The sequence below is a fragment of the Plantibacter sp. VKM Ac-2885 genome, assembly GCF_015351205.1.
Classification (GTDB): domain Bacteria; phylum Actinomycetota; class Actinomycetes; order Actinomycetales; family Microbacteriaceae; genus Plantibacter; species Plantibacter auratus.
Genome location: NZ_JADKSK010000002.1, coordinates 428,106 through 451,523, shown reverse-complemented (window position 1 = coordinate 451,523; position 23,418 = coordinate 428,106). Strand labels below are relative to the sequence as shown.

Genomic DNA, 23,418 nt, shown 5'->3' with positions numbered 1-23,418 from the left:
CGAGACATCTGGCACGATGCCTGAATGATGATGCCGTTGAACCCAGGGCTGAGAACCATGCGTGTCAATTTCACCGGGCTCAGACACTCTGGCATGCGCCGGTCGAGGTCCGTTGTCATTGTGTGATGCCTACACATTCGGAAGCCGCGACGATCCTCGGCGAGCGGCTGCGTGCCGCCCGCAACGAGCGACAGCTGACCCTCGAGGACCTGGGCGTGCTGGCCGGGATGCACTGGACGAACATCGGCAAGATCGAGCGAGGGCAGGTGCACCCGAGCGTGGAGACGCTCGTCCGGCTGAGTACCGCGCTCGACCTCGACCCGGCCCCGTTCATCACGGGCCTCAACGCCGACATGTACCCGGGGCGGGCGCACAAGCTGACGGCACGCGATCTGCTGGCCGCTCGCCGCGACCAGGAACGCTGACCCGCCCGCCGGAGACCACTCCCCTCCACCCGCCGGCGCCCATCAGAAGGTGACCCGCCAGAGGTACTGGTGACCACCGGGACGGAACCAGGACACCTGCACACTGGTCGCGCGGGCCAGCTCGGTGCCCAACACCTCGAACTCCAGGGCGCTCCCCGGCGTCAGGCGACACGGTTCCAGTGGAGCGAGGAGTCCGGGCCCGGTCAGGCGCAGCACGACCCAGTGGACGGCTTCGTCACCGACGTTCCGGAGTCGATAGCGAGGTGCGTCGTCTCGTTCGACGACGAACGGCACCCGGTACGCGAGCTCGCGTCGGTTGCGGTGGACGGTTGGCGGGAGATCGCGGGTCATGCGACGAACCTACGAAGGACCGCCGACGATCTCGGGGCGACGGACCGCGTGCCGCGACGCGCTGTGGATCAGTCCCGTCCGGCCTCGCCTGTGGAGGAACCTCGACGCCGCTTGACCCGCGGAGACCACTCTGACCGACCAACGAGACGGATCACCTCGACAACGCCAGAAAGCGCCGTACCCCAATGGGCAGGCGCTTCCGGTGGACGAAGAGTCGTCAGGCGCTCCGAACGGAGCAGCCGGCTACTTCTTGTTGCGGCGCTGGTGACGGGTCTTGCGAAGCAGCTTGCGGTGCTTCTTCTTCGCCATACGCTTGCGGCGCTTCTTGATAACAGAACCCACGGATTTACCTCACAGAATTGGGGGGCTTGGCCGCAGGGATCGCGACCGAAGAGAACAAGTCTTGTTGCCAGTCTAGCCGATTGCAGCGCGCGTCGTTCACACGCCGTACGCCTGCAGGCTGCTAGGAGCGGGAAACGCCTCAGCCGACGTCGGCGACCGGGCGCTGCCGGACGGCGTCGACGGCGGTCTCCGGCACTCGGAACGACTTCCCGAACCGGATGGCCGGGAGCTCCCCCGAATGCACCAGGCGATACACGGTCATCTTGGACACCCGCATCATCTCGGCGACTTCGGCCACGGTGAGGAAGCGGACGTCGGCAGTGTCCTGCGCCATCGAACCCCTCCTGCGCCTCTGAAAACCCGCTTGAACGGCGCTCCGAGGACCGGAACGCCGCATGGCAACTCTAGAGGGCTGACGCCCGCCCTGTACATCCCCTGTGTGAACGGTATGGGGGCCGGGCTACGGGCGGAGCTTCTTCGTGACCGACTGCACCGCGTGGGTCACGTCCGCAGCGACCTTGCCGACCGATCCGGCGACCGCCTTGGCCTGGTCCGGGAGTGACAGCGCCGCGAAATCGACACCCTCGTCCTGGTAGTCGACGCTGAGGAACGGGATGAGCCAGTCCTCCACGTCCTCGAGCGGCGCCGAGTCCAGGCTGTAGTAGCGGTGCTGGCCCTCCTCGCGCACCTCCACGAGCTCTGCTTCGCGCAGGACCTTGAGGTGCTTGGACACCGTCGGCTGACTGAGGCCGAGCTGCGCGACGATCTCGGAGACGCTCGTCCCGGTGCCACCGTGCCGTTCGAGCAGCAGCGCGAGGATGTCCCGCCTGGTGGTGTCAGCGATCACGTCGAAAATGTCGGCCATGCTCCAACGATAGTGATGGAGCGCACGGAGTACCATTGCCTCCGGCGCAGTCCTGAGGTGTTGAGGGGTCAGATGAGCGGCAATGCCATGGGGCGTCGTCCCTCGATCACCGTCCGACACGGACTCGCGAGGGTCAGGGAGGCCGTCAGCGACTTCGCCGCGAAGTCGACCTCGCGGTTCGCCATCCTCGTGTTCAGCTTCCTGATCTTCGTCTTCACGATGCTGTTCTCGCTCCCCATCGCGAGCGCCGACCGCCAGGTGACCCCGATCGCCGACGCCCTCTTCACCGCCGTCTCCGTCATCTGCGTCACCGGGCTCTCGACCGTCGACATGGCCACGCACTGGTCGCTCTTCGGTCACGTACTCGTGTTCATCGGCGTCCAGATCGGCGCGCTCGGCGTCCTGACCCTGGCCTCGATCCTCGGGTTCGTGATCGCCCGACGACTCGGGCTCCGCCAGAAGCTCATGGCGGCGAGCGACACGAACCCCCTGCGGTCGCACCACGGCCCCGTCGCCGAGGGTCAGGCGGTCCGCCTCGGGGAGATCGGCAACCTGCTCGTCACCGTCGCCGTCAGCGCCCTCGTGATCGAGGCGGCCCTGGCGGTCCTGCTCTTCCCTCGCATGCTGCTCGACGGCATCAACCCCTGGGACGCCGCCTGGAACAGCGTCTACTACGCGGCCATGGCCTTCACCAACACCGGCTTCACGCCGAACGCCGAGGGGCTCGCGGCCTTCGAGAACGACTACTGGTTCCTCAGCATCCTCATGCTCGGGGTCTTCCTCGGCAGCATCGGCTTCCCGGTCATCTACGCACTGAGCCGCAACTTCCGTCGGCCGAGCCGTTGGTCGCTGCACGTCAAGCTCACGCTCGTCACGACGATCATCCTGTTCTTCGCCGGGGCGCTCGCCTTCATCCTGCTCGAGTTCAACAACCCCGAGACCTGGAACAAGTGGAACCTCTGGGACACGATCTTCCAGGGGTTCTTCCTGTCGGCCATGACGCGGTCGGGCGGCTTCTCCACCGTGGACATCGGCGACCTCAACGGCTCGACCCTGCTCGTCGCCGACATGCTCATGTTCATCGGCGGTGGTTCCGCCTCGACCGCCGGCGGGATCAAGGTCACGACGCTCGCCGTCCTGTTCCTGGCGGCGTTCGCCGAGGCCCGCGGACGCGAGGGCGTGGAGGTCTTCCGCCGCCGGATCCCGCAGGACGTGCTCCGCGTCGCGGTGAGCGTCGTCCTCTGGGGTGCGACGATCGTCGCCCTGTCGACGATCGTCATCCTGCAGATGACGAAGGCTCCGCTCGACCACGTGCTGTTCGACGTCATCTCCGCCTTCGCGACCGTGGGGCTGAGCACCGGCCTCGTCGCGGACCTGCCCGACGCCGGGGTGTACGTCCTCGCCGTCACCATGTTCCTGGGCCGCGTTGGTACAGTGACACTCGCTGCAGCCGTGGCCGCGAGTCAGAGCGGCCAGCTGTTCAAACGACCCGAAGAGAGGCCCATCGTTGGTTGACCGCATCAAGCACGACGCCCCGGTCCTCGTCATCGGACTCGGTCGGTTCGGTGCGGCCTGCGCCGGCGAACTCGACCGACTCGACCGCGAGGTGCTGGCGATCGACGACAACTCCGACCTCGTGCAGAAGTGGTCCGACCGGGTCACCCACACCGTGCAGGCCGACGCGAAGAACATCGAGGCGCTCCGGCAGATCGGTGCGCAGGACTTCTCGGTCGCGGTCGTCGCGGTCGGATCCTCCATCGAGGCGAGCGTGCTCATCACCGCCAACCTCGTCGACCTCAAGATCCCGCAGATCTGGGCCAAGGCCGTCTCGCAGTCTCACGGCAAGATCCTCGCCCGGGTGGGGGCGAGCCACGTCATCTACCCCGAGCGCGAGGCCGGCGAACGCGTCGCGCACCTCGTGTCGGGCCGCATGCTCGACTTCATCCAGTTCGACGACGACTTCGCGCTCGTCAAGATGTACCCGCCGAAGCCCATCCGCGGGCTGAACCTGACGGAGTCGGGCGTCCGGACGAAGTACCGGATCACGGTCGTCGGGGTGAAGTCACCGGGGAAGCCCTTCACGTACGCGACCGCCGACACCGTCGTGTCGAACCACGACCTCATCATCGTCTCCGGCACGTCGGCCGACATCGAACGCTTCGCCTCACTCGAGGGCTGAAGCCTCCTCAGGTGAGGCTACGCGCGTAGCAGCGCGACTGCGGCTCGTCGACGTACGGCCCGAACGCCTCGATCGGTTGGTACCCCTCGCGCTCGTAGAAGCGCATCGCGTCCGGCTGCTCCGTGCCGGTCTCGAGGAGGAGCTCACCGAGACCCAGCGACCGCGCTTCGTCCTCCAGTGCCCGCAGGAGCGCGGTGGCGACGCCGGTCCCCCGGGCCTGCTGCACGACGAACATGCGTTTGATCTCCGCCTGGTCCTCGCCGAGCATCCGCAGGCCGCCGCAGCCCAGCGGGGTGTCGTCGACGTCGCTGGCCAGCAGGAAGAGCGTGATGTCGGCTGCGGTCGGCGGTGTGCCGGGTTCGTGATCGTCGCTCCCGTAGCGCGCGTCGAGTTCGCGGCGTTGGGCGGCCCGCAGCACGGTTCCCGCCTCATCGTCCCAGGCCACCCGGCTGATCCTGATCGTCATGCGTGTCCTCCAGTCATTCCGTAACAAGCATTACGGTAACATCGGTTCCGAGGTGATCACGACATGGTAAGAACCAAGGACCCAACGGCCCAGGCGCGGATCTCGCACGCGGTCTGGGAGGTCCTGGGCGAGCACGGTCCGCACGGGTTGACCCTCCGCGCGGTCGCGGAGCGGGCCGGGTGCACGACGGGCCTCGTCCTCCATCGCTTCCCCGACAAGCGCGCGCTGCTGCTGCACGCTCGCGATCTGCTCCACGAGCGGACGGCTGCGCGGACCGAGGCGCTCGAAGCCACAGCCGAGACCCCGCGTGACGCTCTGCGCGCCGTCCTCCGGCAGGCCCTGTCCCTCACGGACGAGACGCGCCAGGAGGCCCGGGTCTGGCTCGGCTACCTCGCGGCGGCGCTCGATGACGAGGTCCTGGCCGAACGGCACCGTTCGGGTCATGGCGTGTTCGTCGCCCGCACCCGCCGCCTCGTGGCCGAGATCCGCCCCGAGCTCACCGAGGCCGAGGTCGCCGCGACGGCCACCGTCGTCGTCGGATTCATCGAGGGCGTCAGCACCCTGAGCACGGCCGACGACGACCACTACGACGCCGCGGCCCAGCTCGCCGCGCTGGACCGGCTGCTGCTCGTCCTCGGGCTCGACGGGACAAGCCACGCATGATGGTCGTGGAGCGGTGGGCGGATGCTCCGGCTCATCACCGGGAGCGGTTCGCCGAGCTCCTCGAGGAGTACCACCGCCGGACCGAGCACGAGAAGCTCCTCGGCCGAGGACCGCGTCCGGAGGATCCCGCTCCGATGATCACCCTTCCCGACCGCTACCGGGTCGAGATCGCGGACCCGAGCACCGCCTTCGCCTCCGAGGAGATCCTCCTGGCCGTCGAGGACGACCGGGTGCTCGGCTGCGTCGTCCTGACGGACGGCCCGTCGCCGGAGCTCAAGCGACTCTGGGTCGCCCCCGACGCTCGTCGCAGGGGCGTGGCCGGAACCCTGCTCGAGGCCGCCACGACCGTCTCGCGGCTGCGGGGCGACGACGCCGTGCGTCTCTCCGTGTGGCACTGGCGCTCCGCCGCGATCGCGCTCTACCGGCGGTCCGGCTTCGTGGCGGTCGCTTCCTGGGACGACAGACCCGGCCTCGACTGCTTCGTGCGGTCCTTCGACTGATCCGGTCGCCGGCGGGTCAGGACGCCGACAGCTCCTCGGCGCGGGCGATGGCGGCTGCCGCAGCACGGTCGAAGGTCTCGCTGAAGCCCGCCTCGGCGAGCACGGCGAGCGCCCGCTCCGTCGTCCCCTTGGGGCTCGTGACGTTGATGCGCAGCTGCTCGGCGCTCTCGCCCGTCGTCGCGAGGAGTTCCGTCGCGCCACGGAAGGTTCCGTTGACCATGACGGACGCCTGCTCGGGGGTGAACCCGAGGCCGATCGCCGTACGGGTCAGTTCCTCGATGAGGTAGTAGACGTACGCCGGACCGGAACCGGAGATGGCGCTGAGGGCGTCGATCTTCGACTCGGGGATGACGACCACCTGACCGACGGTCTCGAAGAGCGCGGTGACGACGGCGAGGTCGTCCTCGCTCGACCGGGTACCCGGCGCGAGCCCGGTGACGCCGAGCCCGACGTAGGACGGGGTGTTCGGCATGGAGCGGAGGACCGATACCGACTCCGGCAGGGCGGCCTCGAAGGCCGCACCGCGGATGCCGGCGGCGAGGCTCACGACGATCGTGCCCGGCTGCAGCGCGTCGGCGATCTCGGCGAGGAGGTCGGCGACCAGGTAGGGCTTCACGCCGATGAGGACGATCTTCGCCGCGGCTGCCGCCCGACGGTTGCCGTCGGCGTCCTGCTCGAGGGCGATCGAGGTGACGCCGGGCAGCTCGGCGAGAGCCTCCGCCTTGGCGATGGTCCGGTTCGTCACCGTGATGCCACCGTCGACCTCGACACCCGGCTGGACGAGACCGCGGAGGACGGCCCCTCCCATCGAACCGGCTCCGAGGATGGCGATGCTGGGCAGGCTGATCGTTTCACTCACCCTGCGAGTCTAGGCACCTGCATGCTCGGCGGCAGGTACGCGGCCGGGTCAATCGGCGAGGCAGGCGCCCGACGGGACCGCGGACTGCAGTGATCCGGCGAGCGCGACGACGGGCAGGACCTCGTCCATCGCGAGCGCGTAGCCGACCGGCGCGGAGTTCGCGTCGCGGGCGAAGATCACGCCGGCCACCTCACCGGACTCGGTGAGGAGCGGGCCACCGGAGTTGCCCGGCTGCACCGTCCCGGACAGCGTCACGACCTGACGGCTCGTCGGGTTGTTCCCGCTGATGTCGGCGACGAGGCTCGGCCCCACCACGATGACCTGCGCGCCACCGGCCGTGTACGGGCCGCCGAACGGATACCCGGCGACGACGGCGTTCGATCCGGGAGCCGGGTTCGGTGCGAGCGGCAGCGATCGGGCGCCGAGGTCGTCGACGCGAATGACGGCGAGGTCGTCGACCGGGTCGAAGTAGACGATCCGTCCTTCCCTGGGCATGGCCCCCGGGACCTCGACGACCGGGTTCGTCACGCCGGCGAGGACGTGCGCGTTCGTCATGACCAGGTCGTCCGCGAAGACGAAGCCGCTTCCGGTGAGGCTCCGCGAGCAGGACTCGGCCGTGCCGCTGATGCGCACCACGGACGCGGAGGCCGTCTGTAGCGCCGGCGTCGAGGTGTCGAGCTGCGGGGCGGCGGGGACCTCCGCGGTTCCACCGAAGGCCTCGATGACGCGTTGGGCCCCACCGTCGACCACCGTGGAGCGAAGCTGCGCGAGCGTGCTCTTCACCTGCACGGGCGTGACGCGGTCGATCGTGCCGATCACCGCGGACGACCCGACCGCCTGGGCGAGCAGCGGGATGCCGAGGGATCCGACACCGAGTGCCGCGGTCACGAGGACGAGCGCGGTGACGACGAGGTTGAGGGCGGCGCCGAGCAGCCGTTCCAGACCGCGCAACGGGGTCTTGCGCACGACGGAGCCGATGGCCCCGCCGATGAACGCGCCGATCGTGTAGCCGACGGCGAGGACGACCACCGCCGCCGCGACCGCCGCCCAGCCACGCCACGCCGCGTCCGGCACCCACGAGGCGACGAGCGGGATCGCGAAGAAGGCGCCGACCCCACCGGCCGCCAGCCCGACGAGCCCGCCGAGGCTCCCGAGGAGCCCCGCACGCCACCCGCGGATCAGGAAGCCGATCAGGACGACGACGAGGATGATGTCGAGGATCACGCCGGGTTGCATCCTGCGATCCTGCCATCACCCGCCGACAACGGGCTCCGGAAGTGCTGGGAGCAGCCGCATCCGGTCACCGATCCTGTCGAAGCGCGGGGCATCCGGGGCCGTGTGCGCCCTCAGGGGGCTCCGACGCCGCCCGTGCCCCGGAAGAAGTCGGTGAGGAGCGTCGAGCAGCGCTCGGCCTCCACGCCCGCGTAGACCTCGACACGGTGCTGCAGTCGCCGGTCGCGCAGGACGTCGTAGACGGAACCGACCGCACCGGCCTTCTCGTCCCAGGCCCCGAAGACGACCCGCGGGATCCGGGCGGCGAGGATCGCGCCGGCGCACATCACGCAGGGTTCGAGCGTGACGACGAGCGTCAGCTCCGTGAGGTGCCAGTCGGCCAGCGCGGCCGCGGCGGTGCGGATGGCGACCACCTCGGCGTGGGCGGTCGGATCGGTGTGCAGCTCGCGCTCGTTGCGCCCGACGGAGACGACCGTGCCGTCCGGGGCGACGAGCACCGCGCCCACCGGGACGTCGTCGCTGGCCAGGGCCGCCTCGGCCTCGGCGATGGCGAGGTCCATCCACGCGGCGAACTCGGCCGGTGCGTGCATCCGTCATCTCCCCGAAATCCTGGTCGCCGCGCGAGCGACTAGATTGATCGTATGCGAGTGCACGTAGCCGACCACCCCCTCATCACCCACAAGCTCACGGTGCTCCGCGACAAGACGACACCGTCACCGGTGTTCCGTGCCCTCACCGAGGAGCTCGTCACGCTGCTCGCCTACGAGGCGACGCGCGGTGTCACGGTCGAGGAGATCACCATCCAGACGCCGGTGACCGAGACGGTCGGCGTCAAGATCAGCGAGCCGCGTCCGCTCGTGGTCCCGATCCTGCGGGCCGGCCTCGGCATGCTCGAGGGCATGGTGAAGCTGCTCCCCACCGCCGAGGTCGGCTTCCTCGGCATGGTGCGCAACGAGGAGACCCTCGAACCCACCACGTACGCGGAGCGTCTCCCCGACGACCTGTCCGACCGCCAGTGCTTCGTGCTCGACCCGATGCTCGCGACCGGTGGCTCGCTCGCGGCGGCCATCGACTTCCTCTTCAAGCGTGGCGCGATGCACGTCACCGCCATCTGCCTGCTCGCCGCCCCCGAGGGTCTCGAACGCCTCGAGGCCGAGACGGCCGGCAAGGACGTCACCATCGTCCTGGGCGCCCTCGACGAGAAGCTCGACGAGAACGGGTACATCGTCCCCGGGCTCGGCGACGCCGGCGACCGCCTCTACGGCGTCGTCTGACCCCGGCTCCCGCCGACATGAGGCGGATCGTCGTCCATCCCCGCGATGGACGACGATCCGCCTCATCTCAGTTGTGCCGCCAGCTGACAATCCCCGAGTAACAGAACGTCATCTTCCGCTCGCACTTGACAGGATCCGGGGGATTCCTGTTGTATTGCGGACTATGACGACCAACGCGCCCACCCCGACCTCCTTCGAGGCCCCTGGGAACGCCGGCATGATGATGCCCGGCCGCGCTGTCATGTGCTGTCGAATGTGTCGCTGATCCGACTCCTCCAGCACCGGTAGCGATCCACACGGATCCGCTCCACTGCCCCCAGCACCTCCGAGTCCGCCGCTCCCCCACCAGGTGAGCCGACTCCCGGACGTACCCCGTCCGTACCCGGCCGACGCGCCACTTCCCGGATCGCGGGACCGCAACTGCCCACCGGCAGGCGGGATCACCCCGAGCGCACCGCGCACGATCCGTCGTAGCATCATCACTCCCGAGGACCTCGCACTCATGTCTCTTGCAGCCGTTCAGACCACCCGCCCCACCCGCCAGCTCACCGCCGTCGAGGACGCGCCTCGGGCCGCGACCCCGCACGTCCGCGCCGTTCCAGCCGGCCCTGAAGCCCGAGGCTTCGTCCTCTACGTCGGTCTCGACGAGGCGAAGGCGGCGGCCGCCGGCACGAGCCTCGGTGAGATCGTCGAGGCCATCAAGGCCCTGACGGCCCAGTTCGCTCCAGAGGCCGAGACGCACGCGGCCGTCGCCCTCGCCCCCCGCGGTGCCGGCGGACGCGACCTCGACGTCGTCCGGCTCGCCCTCCAGGACCCCTCGGCACTCGCGGCCCACCGCGACGAGGTCGACGAGGAGGAGCAGGACCGCGCGCACGCCGGTGTCGTCGTCGACATCTCCCGGAAGCGCCTCGTCCTCGACAACGAAGCTGCGCCGCTCACGTACAAGGAGTTCGAGCTCCTCCAGTACCTCGTCCTCCGCGAAGGACGCACGATCGAGCGCGCGGAGCTCATCTCATCGCTGTGGCGTGCCGGCGACGACGAAGAGGTCCCGAACGAGCGGACCATCGACGTCCACGTGCGTCGGCTGCGCGCCAAGCTCGGCCGCTACGAGGACATCGTCCGCACCGTGCGCGGTGTCGGCTACCGCTTCGACCGCCACGCGGACGTCTCCATCCGCTACGCCAGCACCCCGTCGCCCGACCTGTTCTAAGCCGGTTCGGCGGCCCCACCGACGAGACGACGGGCCCGGTGAGCGAGTGTTCCACTCGCCGGGCCCGTCGGACGTCCTGCGTCAGATGACGCGCGGCTTCTTCGGCTTCTCGCCCGGTGCCGGGACCGGGCGCATCGCGAGCTTCCACACGCCGAAGACGGCGATCGCGCCGGCGACGACGAAGAGCACGAGCGCGAACCAGGGAGCGCTGGCCGCCTCACCGAGCACGACGATGCCGATGCCGACGGCGACGAGCGGGTCGACGACGGTGAGGCCCGCGACCACCAGGTCGGGCTGTCCGCTCTGGTGGGCCTTCTGGACGAAGAACCCTCCGAGTCCCGCCGCGACGAGCAGCGCGATGATGCCGACGACGGTGAGGCCCTCGAAGTTCTGCGTGATGACCCGGTTGATGACGACCTTCGCGAGGGTCACGACGAAACCGTACAGGACGCCGGCCGCGACCACGTAGAACACCGTGTGCAGCTTCCGGCGCCACAGCGCGTACGCGCCGGCGAGCGCCAGCGTCACGACCGCGAGCATGATGAGGATGATGATGAGCTGCGGCTGGCGGATCGGCTCCTCCACCGCGTAGAGCGCGGCGACGATCACGAAGAGGCCGATGCCGGCGACGCAGAGCACCATCGCGCGGGTCTGCTCCTTGGTGATCTTTAGCCGGGTGACCCTGGCGTTCAACAGCGCCGTGATCACGAGGGCGATCGCACCGAGCGGCTGCACGACGATGAGCGGTGCGAAGGCCAGCGCGACGAGCTGGAAGACGATGGCCAGGCCGAGCAGCAGGGTGCCGATGAGCCAGGACGGGCGACCGAGCAGCTGCGGGAGCTGCTTCAACCCGAACGCCGACGAGGCCGCCTCGACCTTCCCGACGCCCCGGGACTGGAGCTGGGTCCCCACCGCCAGGAAGAAGGCGCCGACGAGGGCGATCGGGATGCCGATCGCCTGGTACGGCGTGACGCTGATCGTGGGGATGTCGAGGTCGACCGCGGCCCGAGCGGACTGCGCGACGACGCCCGCGGTACCCGACAGCAGCAGGGCGCCGGCCGCGAGGACCGGGAACGACGTCGCCGCCATCACTTCGCCGCCGCGCTCGTGCCGACGGCCGCCGTCTCGGCGTCACCGAGTTTGTTCTCCGGCACCACCTTGGAGTCCTGGCTCGGGAAGACGACCTTCTGCACGATGATGATGATCGACGCGGCGACCGGGATCGCGACGAGGGCGCCGAGGATGCCGCCGAGGGCACCGCCACCGAAGGCCGCGATGACGACGAGGGCGCCGGGGACGGCGACCGCCTTGTTCATGATGCGCGGGCTCAGGACGTACGCCTCGATCTGCATGTAGATCAGGTAGTAGATGATCGCGATGAGCGCGGTGACCGGGGAGACGAAGAGGCAGAGCGCGCTGTTCACGATCGAGGCGCTCAGCGTGCCGACGAGCGGGATCATCGAGCCGATGAACGCCAGCAGGGCGAGCAGCGGCGGGAAGGGCGCTCCGATGATGCTGAGGAAGATGAAGCTCAGCACACCGTTGACGAGCGCGAGCCCGACCTGCCCGACGACGTAGCGTCCGACGGCCTGGGTGATCTCCTCGAGCACCTGCGCGAAGCCCTCACGGCGGTAGGCGGGGAGGAAGCGGTACGTGACGGCCTTCATCGAGCGCAGCGATGCGAGGAAGTACAGGGTCAGGATGAGGACGATGATCGAGCCGGTGATGCCCGATGCGACGCCCGCACCGACCGCGACGATGCCGCCTCCGATGTTCAGCAGGTTGTTGGGGTCCTTGAGGAAGGAGAACGCGTCGTTGAGCGCCGAGTCGATGTCGAGCGTGTTCCCGATCGTGTTCTGCACCCACGCGACGAAGTCGCTGTTCAGGAACTGCTGCGAGATCCGGGGGTAGTCGCTCACGAAGTTCGAGATCTGCGTCACGAGCAGGGGCACGATGGCGAAGATGATGCCGACGAACGCGCCGATCACGGCGAGGAAGACGACGGCGATGGCGAGGCCACGCGGCAGCTTCTGCTCGAGCCAGGAGACGAGCGGGTCCAGGCCGAGCGCGATGAACAGTGCGACGCCGACGTAGATGAGCGTGGTGCTCAGCTGCGTGACGATGCTGCCGATCACGAGCGCGACGAGCACGCCGATACCGCCGACGAGGCCGATGCGGAACGCGTTGATACGCACGCTCGGAGCCGAAGGCTGGAGGGCCGCGACCACGGCGGCCGACGGCGGTGAGGAGGCTGCGGCCTTCGCGGCGCGCTCCTGCTTGGCCTCCTGGTGCTTGGCGCGCCTGGCCTCGCGCTCCTCCGGGGTGGAGGAGAACCCGGGCAACCGGAGTTTGGGGGTCTTCATCGTGCGGTCTCCTCGGTGGTGTTGCGATCGTGGTGCTGGGGGCGTTCACATGGATCGCCGCTCTGTGCCTACAGTAGTGAGACGGAGCCCGGCTCGCAGATGTCACGGTCGGGTGTGACGAAACCGCCGGAAGTTGTCTCGGCCGGCACAGAGAGGTGGCAGGCGGTGGGTGTCGATCCAGTGCGCAGGTCGGGCGGCCTCCTCGAGCAGGCGACCGACCGGACCCTCGTCGAACGGTGCGTCGACGGCGACACCCGCGCGTTCCAGGTGCTCATCACGCGCTACGGCCGGATGATGAAGGCGTATGCCGTGCGACTCACGCGCTCCTCGGCGGACGGCGACGACGTCGTCCAGGAGGCGCTCATCTCCGCCTGGAAGCGGATCGACACGCTCGAGGACGGCGCGATGGTGAAGAGCTGGTTGATGCGCATCGTCAGCCGCCGGGCGATCGACCTGATGCGGCAGCGCAAGGACACCGAGTCGACGGACGACGCCATCATCGAGGCCCCGGAGCGCGACGGACCCGAACGGCGAGCCGAAGCGTCGTCGCAGCTGGGAGCACTGTCAGCAGCACTCGACAGACTGCCGCACGGACAGCACCAGGCTTGGGTGCTCCGCGAGATCGGCGGATACTCGTACGAGGAGATCGCCGAACAGCTGGGGCAGAGCGTCGCCAGCGTCCGAGGGAGTCTCGCACGGGCTCGAGCGACACTGGTCAAGGACATGGAGGGGTGGCGATGAACACCGAAATTCCGGGCTCCGGACCGGGCGAACCGGGCGGTTGCGCGCACGGCATCGACGCCCTCACGGACTACCTCGAACGCGACATGCTGCCGGCCGACCCGTCGATCGACGAGTCGCCCGAATGCCAGCGGATCCTCCGGTCCCTGCGACGGGTCCGCTCGCTCGCCGCGCCATTGCGGGAGGCGGACGAAGCGGCGGTCACCGCACTCGACCAGGACTGGATCCGCGGGATCATGGAGAACATCGGCCGTGAGGCGAAGGCCGGACGCGACATCCCGTTCGCCGCGTCCGACGACGACGCGGCGCTCGTCATCACGGAGGGCACGGTCCGCGGGTTGGTCCGCGGTGCCGGCGACCGCACGCCCGGCGTGCTCGTGGGTCGCTGCGTGCTCGAGGGCGACGTCACCGTGGTCGGCGAACCGATCATGCTCCACGTCACCGTGAGCATCGGTTGGGGCAAGTCGGTCGCCGACACGGTTGCGTTGTTCCGCGAGGAGGTCGCCGCCAGCCTCCGGCAACACACGGACCTCGTCGTGGCAGGACTCGACATCGTCGTCGACGACCTGCACTTCGAGGCCGACGAGATCGGAGAGGTGGGGGACGATGCATGACCTGACGGAGACGGACGACGACCTCGGAGCGCTCGCGAGCTCGCTGGACGACGTGATCCTGGCGATACCGGGCGTCGACGGGTTGACCGCCGTCGAGCCCACACTGCTCCGGGCTGCGAAGGAGGGCGTCGGCGCACTGCTCGGCTCGCCCGACCAGCAGGCACGGGTGAGCGTCAAGCGCGTCCGAGACGTCCTGACCGTCCACGCCAACATCTCCGTGGCAGCGGAGGCGGCCTCCCCTGCCGTCGCGCAGGCGGTCCACCGCGCCATCGCGGAGCGGCTCCCCTCGTCCGCCGGCGAGGGTGCTCCGTCCATCACCGTCCGCGTGATCGACGTCGTCCCGAGCGGCTCCCAGGACTGACACGAGCGCGCACGGTCCCGATTCGGGATCGTGCGCGCTCGATGTGCGGTGGCTGCTCGACTCAGCCGTTCGACTCCTCGGCGTCACTGCGGGCGCGACGCGCACGCACGACGAGGAGTGCCGCCCCGCCGATCACGAGCAGGAGCATCGCGGCGATCATCGCCTGGTCGAGCCAGAGCACGCCGGTCGTGGCCAGCGGACCCTGCGCTCCGGTCGTACGCTCCGGTGTCGCCTGCGGCGCCTCGGACGGCGTCGGCGTCGGCTCCGAGGGAACGGACGGGTCCGTCGGCTCCTGGGGATCGGTCACCGGCGGGGTCACCGGCAGCTCCACCTCGACGATGCCGCCGTTCCAGGTGAGGTCGACCGCGTCCGCGCCGGTCGGCGACGGGTCGACCACGACGATGTCCTCCATGGTGGACGACTGTGGATCGAGCGCCGAGTTGACGAGGCCGTCGTCGCCGACGCGGAAGCCGGTGATCTCCGCGCCCTCAGGAAGGTCGACACTGATGGTGTACGCACCCGACACGAGCCCGCTGAAGCGGTATCGGCCGTCGGCGTCCGTCTCGGTCTCCGCGGAGACGGTGGCGCCGTGCTTGTCGACGCCGTCCAGCCGGAGCGGCACACCGGCCACGCCGTCGCCGGGCTGTCCGTCGGTACCGTCGTCGTCGAGTCCGTCACCGTCACGGTCCCACCAGAGGCGCTCGCCGATCGACGAGGAGACGACGGTCGTCGCCACGAGCGGCGACCGGGCTCCGAGGGTCTGCGACGCCGAGCGCACCGTGGCGTCGTTCCGGTACTCCGCACCGGACACTGCACCGTCCGTCGTGAGCTCGACGGCGATCTCGTGGCGTTCGAGGGCGTCGAGCTCGGCGACCTCCACGCGGAACGCGGTGACGTCGGCGAGCGATTCGGGACACGCTTCCGCGCCGAAGTCGTCGGCGGTGCACCACTCGAAGCCGCCCGGGAGCCCCCGGGAGGTGTCCGTCCCGTCGATGGCGGACGCGGCCTGCACCGCGGCCGGATCGGCGGAGGTGTAGAGCACCCGATCGCCGTCGGCGGCCTCGATCTCGTCGGCCAGGACGCCGGCCGCGGTCGACCCGCGGGTGTCGCCGACGAACGGGAGGACGTCCACCAGTGCGACGTCCTCCTGAGCGCCGGTGGCGTTCATGTTCGCGTAGGCGAGGCGGTAGTCGATCCGGTCGCCGGACTCGACGACGTGCTGTTCGACGCTCTTCTGCACGCGGAGCCCACCGGGCGCACGAAGCGACACGGTCTGGCGCCCGTAGTGCGCATCCTGCATCGTGGCGTCGTCAGGGACCTCCTCAAGCGAACCCGGGTCGTCCGGGCTCGCGACGACCACCTGGTTGACCAGGTCGCCGACGAGCGTCGCATCCGAGGTCGCCCAGTACCGGATGACGGGCTCCGCACCGCGCTCGACCTGTCCGAGCTTCCAGGTGAGGAGGGTGGTGCCGTCTTCGGCGAGCTCGACCGAGTCGGGCACGTGCGACACCTCCGTCGGGTCGTAGACGAGCCCGGCGGGCAGTCGGTCGACGACGACGACGTCACGAGCGGCGTTCCCCTGGCCGGGCACGCTCGTGATCTGCGGTGTCACCTCGAACCGCACGCGGTCACCCGCGAGCAGTTGGGCCGGCGAACCAGGGTCCACGGCCGGCTCGATCGCCCGCTTGCCGATGCCGATCACGGCGTTGGCCGCGATGAGGCGGTCGCCACGGGGGTAGCCCTCGTTCGTCGGTTCGGCAGGGTCGTACTTGCTGTGGTACCAGCCGTCCTTCGCGTACCATGCGCTCGTGTCGCGATCAACGGGATACTGCTCCGGGCTGTAGAGCGAGTAGCTCTCGGCGAGGAGCGTGCCGGCCGCAACGCCCTCGTTCAGCTCGAGGGTGAGCGAGGCCATGACGGACGCGCCGATGGCGATGACCCCGTTCGCACTCCGGTAGCGGATCTTGGTGATGTCTTCAGCATCGATCGACGAGGGGTCGGTCGTCCAGACGTCGTCGCCGTCGTTGCAGGTCGTGTCGTTCATCTGCTTCCACCGGGTCGCGTCGTCCGCCCCCACGTCGACGGTCGGCCGGGTGCCGTACTCGATGACGATGTCCGTGGTGCCGTGCGAGCGCGCGGGCACCCCGTCGCTACCGACGGCCGCATGCTGTGTCTTCGTGTCGAAGGCCTGGCAGAACACCTGGCCGGTGAACTCCGTGCCGCCGCGGTTGTTGAACATCGTCAGCGCACGGTACTGCTGGCCGGGGACGACGACGCCGTCACCCGAGCCCGGGAGGAACTGGCCAGGGACCGGGATGAGCTTCGCGGTCTCGTCGATATAACGGGTGCCGTGGCTGCCGTCGGGCCGACGGACGAGGTTCGCAGTGGCGCTGTTGTCGTCGAGCGGCTCAGCGGCGTTCACGATCGGCCCGCCGGCAGCGTCGATGCCCGTCGCGACGAGGTCGCGGAGCGTGATGCGGGTGTTGAGCGAGCCGTTGGCGGGCACGTCGTCGCGCGGGACGAAGACACCGAAGCGACCGAGCGCGAGGTAGCCACGGAGCGGGATGGCGGCTCCGTTGGCGGTCTTCGTCGGGATGTGGTCGGCGCTGAGGTCGGCGCCCGACACGGTCACGACGATGCGTCGTGCGTCGTCCGGGTCGATCCGGCAGGTCCAACGACCGGAGTCCGTGACGGCGTTCTCGCCACCGCCGCGGACCTTCGGGAACACCCGGCTCTCCGCGGCTCCTGCGGTGCAGGCGGTCTCGTTCGACAGACGGGCGTTCGGGCTCACGTCGTCGAGGTCGATCACGAACGTGACGTCCTCGGTCACGTTCGCCTGACCGCGGGCGCCGAGCCCACCTGCAGCGTTGTAGCCGGCCAGGTCGAGATACGCGTCGTAGTGGACGCGGAACCCGGAGAGGCCGTCCTGCTGGGCGGTCGTCGAGATCAGTTGCGGGCGCACCCCGAGGTTCACCCGCGGGCCGCTGCTCGCGGTCGTCGCGGGGACCTCGGTCGCGTCCTCGGCGAGGGCGCCTGAGGCCACGTCGTTCGCGGCCGCGCTGAGTGCTCCCGCCGGGGAGGTGAGCACGGAACCGTTCGGCATGCTCTCTACCGTCGCGACGAGGTCGTAGGTGGTGACGGAGTTCGGCAGGACGCCGCGGATGACGCACTCGAGGGCGCTTCGGTCGTCGCTGACGGTCGACCCGGCGCCGCAGTAAGCGGGGAGCCCGCTGACGACCGGCCAGCGCAGGCCGTCGGGGAGGGTCTGTCGAACGGTCACGAGGTCGCCGGCTGCGGCTCCGTCGAGCTGGATCTCGACGCGGTAGGTGACCGTGTCGTGCGTGCGGACGACGTCGTTCGTCGCGCTGCTGTCGTGGCCGGGGGCGTCGTCCGCGTCGAACGGGGCGGTGCCGGTGGCGACGCCCGCGAGCACGATCTGCAGCGCGAGGTCGGCGTTCGGGATCACGGCGTCGGGGGTGGCGGCGGGTTCGGTCGGCGGGGTCGGCGGGATCGTCGGCGGGGTGTCGTCGGGGTCGCTGCCCGAGGATGGCTCGTCGGTGTCGACCGGGCCGTTGTCGGTGGGCTCTTCGACGGCCGCGGGGTCCGTCGGTGCCGTTGCAGGGATGCCGGACGCTGTCGCGGGCGAAGCGACCGTGCCGGTCAGCAGCGCGGCGAGCGCGACGATGGCGCCCGCGTGGGCGGTGACGATCCGGCGTCGGGGCCGGTGCGGTGTGGACATGGGGGTCTCGTCTCGATAACGTGTGATCGGGTGGTATTTCAGAGCGTAACATAATAAACACACGTGGGGAAGTGGGGCATCGACACCCGTGCACTCGCGCTCCGCCGGAGTAGCGCACTCGGACAACTCCCAGCAAAAATAACGTTCTGATAACTACCGCTCGTTACCGATCCGTTATATGGTTTTGGAACGTGAGTTGTTTTGCTGTGGCAGCTGACGGAATGTGATTGCAGGACACTCTTGGTGCAAGGGAAAGAGAGCCGGTCGTAGCCTCTGCGACCGGCTCTCGTCATGTCCGGAGACGATGCGGAGCGCAACCACCCCACCTCGACGCACCGCTCGACGGCCGTCCAGGATAGATTCAGGTGGTGGATCGTCGGACGGCAGCGGGAGCAGGTATGGACGAGAGGCGACTCGCGATCGCCGCGTGGGAGTCACTGTTCCGCGCGCAGGTCGACGTGATGCGCCACATCTCGCACGACTTCCCGAGCCACGGCATCTCGCTCAACGAGTACGACGTCCTGCACACGATGTCGCGGGAGCCCGATCGTCGCATCCGTCTGCGCGACCTCAACTCGAGCGTGCTGCTCTCGCAGCCGAGCATCAGTCGCCTCGTCGATCGGCTCGTCGCGCGCGGGCTGGTCGGCAAATGCCCCGACCCGGACGACGGCCGCGGCACCCTCGTCCGCATGACCGACGCGGGCTACGACGTCTACCGCGCCGTCGCCATCGCCCACGGTGCGACGATCGCCGAACGCGTGACCACGTCGCTCAGCCCACAGGAGATGGCGACCCTCGCGGCGCTCAGCGACAAGCTCCGCGGAGCGTGAGCCGCGCCGACTGATCCGGCGCGCACGGCCCCCACTGTCGTGTCCGATTTCCGCTCGTCCGACCCCGTGGCGCATGTCAGACTCGGATCATGGACGACACCCGGAGCATGGACTTCGCCGAACGCTACCGCGCGATCCAAGCCCGCGACCAGCGCTTCGACGGGCAGTTCATCACGGCCGTGAGCTCCACGGGGATCTACTGCCGCCCGTCCTGCCCGGCTCGGACCCCGAAGCCGGAGAACGTCACCTTCTACGCGACGAGCGCTGCGGCGCACGAGGCCGGTTTCCGCGCATGCAAGCGGTGCCTGCCTGAAGCGGTCCCGGGGACGCCCGCCTGGAACCTCGGCAACGACGTCGCCGCGCGCAGCATGCGCCTCATCGCAGATGGCGTCGTCGAACGCGAGGGCGTCCCGGGACTCGCCTCGCGCCTCGGGTACTCGAGCCGGCATCTGACGCGGATCCTCAGCTCCGAACTGGGCGCGGGTCCACTCGCGCTCGCGCGGGCCCACCGCGCCCAGGGTGCTCGACAGCTGCTGACCGGCACCGATCTCCCCTTCGGTGACATCGCCTTCGCCGCCGGGTTCTCGAGCATCCGGCAGTTCAACGACACGATGCGGGAGGTGTTCGAGCTCACCCCCGGCGAGCTGCGCGCGAAACACCGGACGGTCGGCGAACACGCCCCCGGCTCGATCACCCTGTCCCTGCCGTTCCGCCGCCCGTTCGACGCAGCGGGCGTCTTCGCCTGGCTCGCGCCACGGGCGGTGGACGGCGTCGAGCTCGCGGGCCCCGACCACTACGCCCGGCTCCTCGCCCTCCCCGGCGGCACGGCGTGGTTCGAGGTCCGGCAGGTCGGCGACGACCTCCGACTCACCGCCGAGGTGACGGACCTCGCCGACCTGCCGGTGCTCGTCTCGCGGGTCCGTCGGCTCTTCGACCTCGACGCCGACCCGACTTCCGCCGACGCCGTCCTCGCAACGCACCCGCGTCTCGCTGCCTCGGTCGCCGCCACACCCGGCATCCGACTCCCCGGGGCGGTCGACCCGGAGGAGATGCTGGTCCGGGCGATGGTCGGCCAGCAGATCACCGTGGCCGCGGCGCGCACCCAGCTCCGCCGTCTCGCGGACGAGGTGAGCACGACGGTCCCCGAACGACACGGGCTGCACCGGCTCTTCCCGACGGCGACGCAGATCGCGAACGGCGGGGAGGCCGCCCTCGTCGGGCCCCGGGCGCGGATCGACAGCCTGCTCGGCGTCGCGCGGGCACTCGTGTCCGGTGAACTCACGATCGGCTTCGGCGACGACCGTGACGAGCTCCGGACCCGCCTGCTCGCCATGAAGGGGATCGGCCCGTGGACGGCCGACTACGTCAGCATGCGGGTGCTCGGCAACCCCGACGCCTTCCTGCCCGGCGACGTCGCCGTCCGCACCGGTGCCGGCCGGCTCGGCTTGCCGTCCGACGCCCGCAGCCTCACCGCGGAAGCGGAAGCTTTCGCCCCGTGGCGCTCCTACCTCTGCCTCCACCTGTGGAAGGCGACCTCCACTCCGGCGCCGTCCGCCGCACCGTCAGCCCTCGAGAAAGGTCCAGCAGCATGACCACCATCATCTCCAGCACGAGCGCCCGCCGCGGTGACGGCCGGGCGTCCGGCGCGCAGCTCACCGCGACCAGCCAGACCGTCGACACCCCGGACGGCCCCTTCACGATCCTCGCGCGGGAGGACGGGGCGGTGCTCTCCTCAGGGTGGTCCGACGACATCGGCGTCATGCTCGAACGGATCCGGCCCGCCGACCGCCCCGGCGAGACCGTGGCGGGGACGATCGCGGCGATGGACGCCGTCCGCGCGTACTACGACGGCGACCTGGCGGCGATCGACCTCGTACCCGTCGCCCAGTTCGGCGGCCCGTTCCGTACGCACGCCTGGACGGTGCTGCGGACGATCGCTGCCGGACACCCGGTGACGTACACGGAGTTCGCCGCGGCGAGCGGTCGGCCGTCGGCGGTCCGCGCTGCGGCGAGCGCCTGCGCGACGAACGCCCCCGCCCTGTTCGTCCCGTGTCACCGCGTCCTCCGGACCGACGGGACGCTCGGCGGGTTCGCTTGGGGACTCGACGTCAAGCGGTCGTTGCTCGACCGCGAGGCCGCGCTGAGCTGAGCGACCCTTCGACAGGCTCAGGGACCGGAGGAGGAAACAGCGGACCACGAGGGCACCCGTCCAGACGGGGAGAACCCGCCCACGGTCCCTGAGCCTGTCGAAGGGCGGCGCCTCCCCGTGGGCACTTCGACAAGCTCAGTGCCCGGAAGAGGGGCTCAGGGACCGGAGGAGGAAACACCGGACCACGAGGGCACCCGTCCAGACGGGGAGAACCCTCCCACGGTCCCTGAGCCTGTCGAAGGGCTGCGTCACACCGGGGCACTTCGACAAGCTCAGTGCCCGGAGAAGGAGACACCGGACCACGAGGGCACCCGTCCAGACCGGGAGAACCCGCCCACGGTCCCTGAGCCTGTCGAAGGGCGGCGCCTCCCCGTGGGCACTTCGACAAGCTCAGTGCCCGGAAGAGGGGCTCAGGGACCGGAGGAGGAAACAGCGGAGCACGAGGGCACCCGTCCAGACCGGGAGAACCCGCCCACGGTCCCTGAGCCTGTCGAAGGGCGGCGTCACACCGGGGCACTTCGACAAGCTCAGTGACCGGAGGATGGCACAGTGACCGGAGGATGGCACAGAGACCGGAACAGTTCGATGACCGGAACGGGTGGGTGCGGTCAACCCTCCGGTCCGGTTCGATCGTCCGCGTAGGCTGACGGGATGGCTGCTGCCCCGACGATCGTATGGTTCCGTGACGACCTCCGCCTGGCGGACAACCCCGCGCTGCACGCAGCGGTCGAGCTCGGCGCCCCGGTCCTCTGCCTGTTCGTCCTCGACGACAGTGAAGAACTGCGACCGCTCGGCGGCGCGTCCCGCTGGTGGTTGCACCACAGCCTCGAGGCGCTCGACGACGACATCCGCGGTCTCGGCGGCACGCTGCTCCTGCGGTCCGGGAGTGCGGCGACCATCGTGCCCGAGCTCGCCCACTCGACGGGTGCCGGCGCCGTCCTGTGGAACCGTCGCTACGGCGCGGCCGAGCGCGAGATCGACGCCGGGATCAAGTCGGAGCTGAAGGACGCCGGGCTCGACACGCGCAGCTTCGCCGCGAACCTCCTCGCTGAGCCGTGGGAGATCGTCACCGGACAGGGACAGCCGTATTCGGTGTTCACCCCGTTCTGGAAGGCGTCGCTCCAGCGGCACGCGGCGAACCCGCCGAGACACCCCCTCCCCGCGCCGACCGAACTGACCGCCCTGGCCGAACCGCCCTCGGGCGACGAGCTCGGCTCCTGGAACCTGCTCCCGACGAAGCCGGACTGGGCGGCCGGACTCCGGGAGCAGTGGACGCCCGGCGAGGCCGGCGCCGACGCGCGGCTCGCCGAGTTCCTCGACAACGGCGTCACGGGCTACGCGGAGGACCGAGACTTCCCGGCCCAGCCGTCGACCTCCGGACTCTCCCCGCACCTCCGCTTCGGCGAGATCAGCTCGCCGCAGATCTGGCACGCCGCCCGCGACGGCCGCCGGCACCTCGGCGACGACGGCACCACCTTCCTCAAGGAGCTCGGCTGGCGCGAGTTCGCCTACCACTGCCTCTTCGCCTTCCCCGACCTCGCGACGCGCAACTGGCGTCAGGCCTTCGACCGGTTCCCGTGGCCGGACGTCGACCAGGACGCCTTCGACGCCTGGACCGCCGGGAGGACCGGGATCCCGCTCGTCGACGCCGGCATGCGGGAGCTCTGGGCGACGGGCACCATGCATAACCGGATCCGGATGGTGACGGCGTCGTTCCTCACCAAGAACCTGCTCATCCATTGGAAGCTCGGCGAGGACTGGTTCTGGGACACGCTCGTCGACGCCGACCCGGCGTCCAACCCGTTCAACTGGCAGTGGGTTGCCGGCAGCGGCTTCGACGCCTCGCCCTACTTCCGGATCTTCAACCCTGAACGGCAGCGCGAACGCTTCGACGCCGACGACGCGTACATCAAGCGGTGGGTGCCCGAGTTCGGGACGCCCGACTACCCCGAGCCGATCGTCGACCTCGGCGAGACGAGACAGGCTGCGCTCGCGGCGTACGAGCAGGTCAAGGGGGCGTAGCTCCGGGCCGTCGTTCTTCGACCCTTCGACAGGCTCAGGGACCGGGATTCGGCTCAGTGACCGGGTGGATTGGCCCCTGAGACAGTCGACCCTTCGACAAGCTCAGGGACCGGGGTGGGCGCTCAGGGACCGGGGTGGGCGCTCAAGGACCGGGATGGGCGCTCAAGGACCGGGATGGGCGCTCAAGGACCGGGATGGGCGCTCAAGGACCGGGATGGGCGCTCAAGGACCG

General features: G+C 69.8%; 25 protein-coding genes. 14 read left to right on the top strand and 11 right to left on the bottom strand.

What is annotated here, in order from left to right:
• Window positions 1–125 precede the first annotated feature (125 nt).
• Entirely contained in the window at window positions 126–425 is a 300-nt protein-coding gene (locus ITJ66_RS14710) for a helix-turn-helix domain-containing protein (RefSeq protein ID WP_064294610.1), read from the top strand.
• 42 nt (window positions 426–467) lie between these two features.
• On the opposite strand, the gene ITJ66_RS14705 is transcribed toward ITJ66_RS14710, so the two are convergent.
• The 4 genes from ITJ66_RS14705 to ITJ66_RS14690 form a co-directional block, all read right to left on the bottom strand.
• Window positions 468–776: a hypothetical protein gene (locus tag ITJ66_RS14705; RefSeq protein ID WP_194645098.1), complete on the bottom strand. Its 309-nt coding sequence runs from the start codon at window positions 774–776 to the stop codon at window positions 468–470.
• A gap of 243 nt (window positions 777–1,019) precedes the next feature.
• Window positions 1,020–1,118, bottom strand: coding sequence for a 30S ribosomal protein bS22 (locus ITJ66_RS14700; protein ID WP_003792170.1), 99 nt, complete (start codon window positions 1,116–1,118; stop codon window positions 1,020–1,022).
• A gap of 139 nt (window positions 1,119–1,257) precedes the next feature.
• Window positions 1,258–1,452 (bottom strand): helix-turn-helix domain-containing protein, encoded by a 195-nt coding sequence (locus ITJ66_RS14695; protein ID WP_194645097.1) that lies wholly within the window; start codon window positions 1,450–1,452, stop codon window positions 1,258–1,260.
• A 126-nt stretch (window positions 1,453–1,578) separates the two neighbouring features.
• Window positions 1,579–1,983, bottom strand: a complete 405-nt coding sequence (locus tag ITJ66_RS14690) for a helix-turn-helix transcriptional regulator (RefSeq protein WP_194645096.1) — start codon at window positions 1,981–1,983, stop codon at window positions 1,579–1,581.
• 72 nt (window positions 1,984–2,055) lie between these two features.
• On the opposite strand from ITJ66_RS14690, the gene ITJ66_RS14685 reads away from it, so the two are divergent.
• Together ITJ66_RS14685 and ITJ66_RS14680 are read left to right on the top strand one after the other, a co-directional pair.
• Window positions 2,056–3,498 carry a TrkH family potassium uptake protein gene (locus ITJ66_RS14685; RefSeq protein WP_079706637.1) on the top strand — a complete coding sequence of 481 codons (1,443 nt, stop codon included), beginning with the start codon at window positions 2,056–2,058 and terminating at the stop codon, window positions 3,496–3,498.
• Entirely contained in the window at window positions 3,491–4,162 is a 672-nt protein-coding gene (locus ITJ66_RS14680; RefSeq protein ID WP_056013885.1) for a TrkA family potassium uptake protein, read from the top strand. Before ITJ66_RS14685 ends, ITJ66_RS14680 begins: the two co-directional genes overlap by 8 nt.
• A 7-nt stretch (window positions 4,163–4,169) precedes the next feature.
• On the opposite strand, the gene ITJ66_RS14675 is transcribed toward ITJ66_RS14680, so the two are convergent.
• The gene (locus ITJ66_RS14675) at window positions 4,170–4,628 is read right to left on the bottom strand and encodes a GNAT family N-acetyltransferase (protein WP_194645095.1); all 459 of its coding nucleotides are present in this window, start codon (window positions 4,626–4,628) and stop codon (window positions 4,170–4,172) included.
• Between the two features lie 63 nt (window positions 4,629–4,691).
• Between ITJ66_RS14675 and ITJ66_RS14670 the strand changes: the two genes are divergently transcribed.
• Both ITJ66_RS14670 and ITJ66_RS14665 read left to right on the top strand, forming a co-directional pair.
• Window positions 4,692–5,291: a TetR/AcrR family transcriptional regulator gene (locus ITJ66_RS14670; protein ID WP_191941818.1), complete on the top strand. Its 600-nt coding sequence runs from the start codon at window positions 4,692–4,694 to the stop codon at window positions 5,289–5,291.
• Window positions 5,288–5,791: a GNAT family N-acetyltransferase gene (locus ITJ66_RS14665; protein ID WP_191941819.1), complete on the top strand. Its 504-nt coding sequence runs from the start codon at window positions 5,288–5,290 to the stop codon at window positions 5,789–5,791. The genes ITJ66_RS14670 and ITJ66_RS14665 overlap by 4 nt, the downstream gene beginning before the upstream one ends.
• Window positions 5,792–5,807: 16 nt before the next feature.
• On the opposite strand, the gene proC is transcribed toward ITJ66_RS14665, so the two are convergent.
• The 3 genes from proC to tadA form a co-directional block, all read right to left on the bottom strand.
• On the bottom strand, window positions 5,808–6,650 hold the full coding sequence (proC, locus tag ITJ66_RS14660; protein ID WP_194645094.1) for a pyrroline-5-carboxylate reductase: 843 nt from the start codon (window positions 6,648–6,650) through the stop codon (window positions 5,808–5,810).
• A gap of 48 nt (window positions 6,651–6,698) precedes the next feature.
• On the bottom strand, window positions 6,699–7,886 hold the full coding sequence (locus tag ITJ66_RS14655) for a MarP family serine protease (RefSeq protein WP_191941821.1): 1,188 nt from the start codon (window positions 7,884–7,886) through the stop codon (window positions 6,699–6,701).
• A 110-nt stretch (window positions 7,887–7,996) separates the two neighbouring features.
• Entirely contained in the window at window positions 7,997–8,473 is a 477-nt protein-coding gene (gene tadA / locus ITJ66_RS14650; protein ID WP_228501937.1) for a tRNA adenosine(34) deaminase TadA, read from the bottom strand.
• A gap of 51 nt (window positions 8,474–8,524) precedes the next feature.
• On the opposite strand from tadA, the gene upp reads away from it, so the two are divergent.
• Together upp and ITJ66_RS14640 are read left to right on the top strand one after the other, a co-directional pair.
• Complete coding sequence (upp, locus tag ITJ66_RS14645) at window positions 8,525–9,157, top strand: uracil phosphoribosyltransferase (RefSeq protein WP_079706630.1); 633 nt, start codon at window positions 8,525–8,527, stop codon at window positions 9,155–9,157.
• A 502-nt stretch (window positions 9,158–9,659) separates the two neighbouring features.
• The gene (locus ITJ66_RS14640; protein WP_079706629.1) at window positions 9,660–10,367 is read left to right on the top strand and encodes a winged helix-turn-helix domain-containing protein; all 708 of its coding nucleotides are present in this window, start codon (window positions 9,660–9,662) and stop codon (window positions 10,365–10,367) included.
• Window positions 10,368–10,448: 81 nt separating this feature from the next.
• Here the strand turns inward: ITJ66_RS14640 and ITJ66_RS14635 are convergent, their stop codons facing one another.
• Both ITJ66_RS14635 and ITJ66_RS14630 read right to left on the bottom strand, forming a co-directional pair.
• Window positions 10,449–11,456 (bottom strand): DMT family transporter, encoded by a 1,008-nt coding sequence (locus tag ITJ66_RS14635; RefSeq protein ID WP_194645093.1) that lies wholly within the window; start codon window positions 11,454–11,456, stop codon window positions 10,449–10,451.
• Window positions 11,456–12,730, bottom strand: coding sequence for an AI-2E family transporter (locus ITJ66_RS14630; protein ID WP_079706627.1), 1,275 nt, complete (start codon window positions 12,728–12,730; stop codon window positions 11,456–11,458). The genes ITJ66_RS14635 and ITJ66_RS14630 overlap by 1 nt, the downstream gene beginning before the upstream one ends.
• A 165-nt stretch (window positions 12,731–12,895) precedes the next feature.
• On the opposite strand from ITJ66_RS14630, the gene ITJ66_RS14625 reads away from it, so the two are divergent.
• Genes ITJ66_RS14625 through ITJ66_RS14615 form a run of 3 tightly spaced genes read left to right on the top strand, consistent with a single transcriptional unit; the run spans window position 12,896 to window position 14,446 of the window.
• Window positions 12,896–13,471, top strand: coding sequence for an RNA polymerase sigma factor (locus ITJ66_RS14625; RefSeq protein WP_229940005.1), 576 nt, complete (start codon window positions 12,896–12,898; stop codon window positions 13,469–13,471).
• Window positions 13,468–14,085 carry an Asp23/Gls24 family envelope stress response protein gene (locus ITJ66_RS14620; protein WP_191941824.1) on the top strand — a complete coding sequence of 206 codons (618 nt, stop codon included), beginning with the start codon at window positions 13,468–13,470 and terminating at the stop codon, window positions 14,083–14,085. Before ITJ66_RS14625 ends, ITJ66_RS14620 begins: the two co-directional genes overlap by 4 nt.
• The gene (locus ITJ66_RS14615) at window positions 14,078–14,446 is read left to right on the top strand and encodes a hypothetical protein (RefSeq protein WP_137243981.1); all 369 of its coding nucleotides are present in this window, start codon (window positions 14,078–14,080) and stop codon (window positions 14,444–14,446) included. The genes ITJ66_RS14620 and ITJ66_RS14615 overlap by 8 nt, the downstream gene beginning before the upstream one ends.
• 61 nt (window positions 14,447–14,507) lie before the next feature.
• Here the strand turns inward: ITJ66_RS14615 and ITJ66_RS14610 are convergent, their stop codons facing one another.
• Complete coding sequence (locus ITJ66_RS14610; RefSeq protein ID WP_194645092.1) at window positions 14,508–18,185, bottom strand: SdrD B-like domain-containing protein; 3,678 nt, start codon at window positions 18,183–18,185, stop codon at window positions 14,508–14,510.
• A 398-nt stretch (window positions 18,186–18,583) separates the two neighbouring features.
• Between ITJ66_RS14610 and ITJ66_RS14605 the strand changes: the two genes are divergently transcribed.
• From ITJ66_RS14605 to ITJ66_RS14590, 4 genes are all read left to right on the top strand, one after another.
• The gene (locus ITJ66_RS14605) at window positions 18,584–19,015 is read left to right on the top strand and encodes a MarR family winged helix-turn-helix transcriptional regulator (protein WP_085513978.1); all 432 of its coding nucleotides are present in this window, start codon (window positions 18,584–18,586) and stop codon (window positions 19,013–19,015) included.
• A gap of 89 nt (window positions 19,016–19,104) precedes the next feature.
• On the top strand, window positions 19,105–20,607 hold the full coding sequence (locus ITJ66_RS14600) for a DNA-3-methyladenine glycosylase 2 (protein ID WP_228501936.1): 1,503 nt from the start codon (window positions 19,105–19,107) through the stop codon (window positions 20,605–20,607).
• Window positions 20,604–21,164, top strand: a complete 561-nt coding sequence (locus ITJ66_RS14595; protein ID WP_079706621.1) for a methylated-DNA--[protein]-cysteine S-methyltransferase — start codon at window positions 20,604–20,606, stop codon at window positions 21,162–21,164. Before ITJ66_RS14600 ends, ITJ66_RS14595 begins: the two co-directional genes overlap by 4 nt.
• Before the next feature lie 651 nt (window positions 21,165–21,815).
• A complete protein-coding gene (locus tag ITJ66_RS14590; RefSeq protein ID WP_194645091.1) occupies window positions 21,816–23,186 on the top strand; it encodes a deoxyribodipyrimidine photo-lyase in 1,371 nt (456 codons plus the stop codon).
• Window positions 23,187–23,418 lie beyond the last annotated feature (232 nt).

Bases quoted from the DNA above. Each gene is read 5' to 3' on its own strand.
- ITJ66_RS14710 (WP_064294610.1), top strand. From the start codon at position 126: ATGCCTACACATTCGGAAGCCGCGACGATCCTCGGCGAGCGGCTGCGT.
- ITJ66_RS14670 (WP_191941818.1), top strand. From the start codon at position 4,692: ATGGTAAGAACCAAGGACCCAACGGCCCAGGCGCGGATCTCGCACGCG.
- ITJ66_RS14605 (WP_085513978.1), top strand. From the start codon at position 18,584: ATGGACGAGAGGCGACTCGCGATCGCCGCGTGGGAGTCACTGTTCCGC.
- ITJ66_RS14690 (WP_194645096.1), bottom strand. From the start codon at position 1,983: ATGGCCGACATTTTCGACGTGATCGCTGACACCACCAGGCGGGACATC.
- ITJ66_RS14695 (WP_194645097.1), bottom strand. From the start codon at position 1,452: ATGGCGCAGGACACTGCCGACGTCCGCTTCCTCACCGTGGCCGAAGTC.
- ITJ66_RS14590 (WP_194645091.1), top strand. From the start codon at position 21,816: ATGGCTGCTGCCCCGACGATCGTATGGTTCCGTGACGACCTCCGCCTG.
- upp (WP_079706630.1), top strand. From the start codon at position 8,525: ATGCGAGTGCACGTAGCCGACCACCCCCTCATCACCCACAAGCTCACG.
- ITJ66_RS14635 (WP_194645093.1), bottom strand. From the start codon at position 11,456: ATGGCGGCGACGTCGTTCCCGGTCCTCGCGGCCGGCGCCCTGCTGCTG.
- ITJ66_RS14620 (WP_191941824.1), top strand. From the start codon at position 13,468: ATGAACACCGAAATTCCGGGCTCCGGACCGGGCGAACCGGGCGGTTGC.
- ITJ66_RS14640 (WP_079706629.1), top strand. From the start codon at position 9,660: ATGTCTCTTGCAGCCGTTCAGACCACCCGCCCCACCCGCCAGCTCACC.
- ITJ66_RS14665 (WP_191941819.1), top strand. From the start codon at position 5,288: ATGATGGTCGTGGAGCGGTGGGCGGATGCTCCGGCTCATCACCGGGAG.
- ITJ66_RS14655 (WP_191941821.1), bottom strand. From the start codon at position 7,886: ATGCAACCCGGCGTGATCCTCGACATCATCCTCGTCGTCGTCCTGATC.
- ITJ66_RS14705 (WP_194645098.1), bottom strand. From the start codon at position 776: ATGACCCGCGATCTCCCGCCAACCGTCCACCGCAACCGACGCGAGCTC.
- ITJ66_RS14675 (WP_194645095.1), bottom strand. From the start codon at position 4,628: ATGACGATCAGGATCAGCCGGGTGGCCTGGGACGATGAGGCGGGAACC.
- ITJ66_RS14610 (WP_194645092.1), bottom strand. From the start codon at position 18,185: ATGTCCACACCGCACCGGCCCCGACGCCGGATCGTCACCGCCCACGCG.
- ITJ66_RS14685 (WP_079706637.1), top strand. From the start codon at position 2,056: ATGAGCGGCAATGCCATGGGGCGTCGTCCCTCGATCACCGTCCGACAC.
- ITJ66_RS14600 (WP_228501936.1), top strand. From the start codon at position 19,105: ATGGACGACACCCGGAGCATGGACTTCGCCGAACGCTACCGCGCGATC.
- tadA (WP_228501937.1), bottom strand. From the start codon at position 8,473: ATGCACGCACCGGCCGAGTTCGCCGCGTGGATGGACCTCGCCATCGCC.
- ITJ66_RS14595 (WP_079706621.1), top strand. From the start codon at position 20,604: ATGACCACCATCATCTCCAGCACGAGCGCCCGCCGCGGTGACGGCCGG.
- ITJ66_RS14630 (WP_079706627.1), bottom strand. From the start codon at position 12,730: ATGAAGACCCCCAAACTCCGGTTGCCCGGGTTCTCCTCCACCCCGGAG.
- ITJ66_RS14615 (WP_137243981.1), top strand. From the start codon at position 14,078: ATGCATGACCTGACGGAGACGGACGACGACCTCGGAGCGCTCGCGAGC.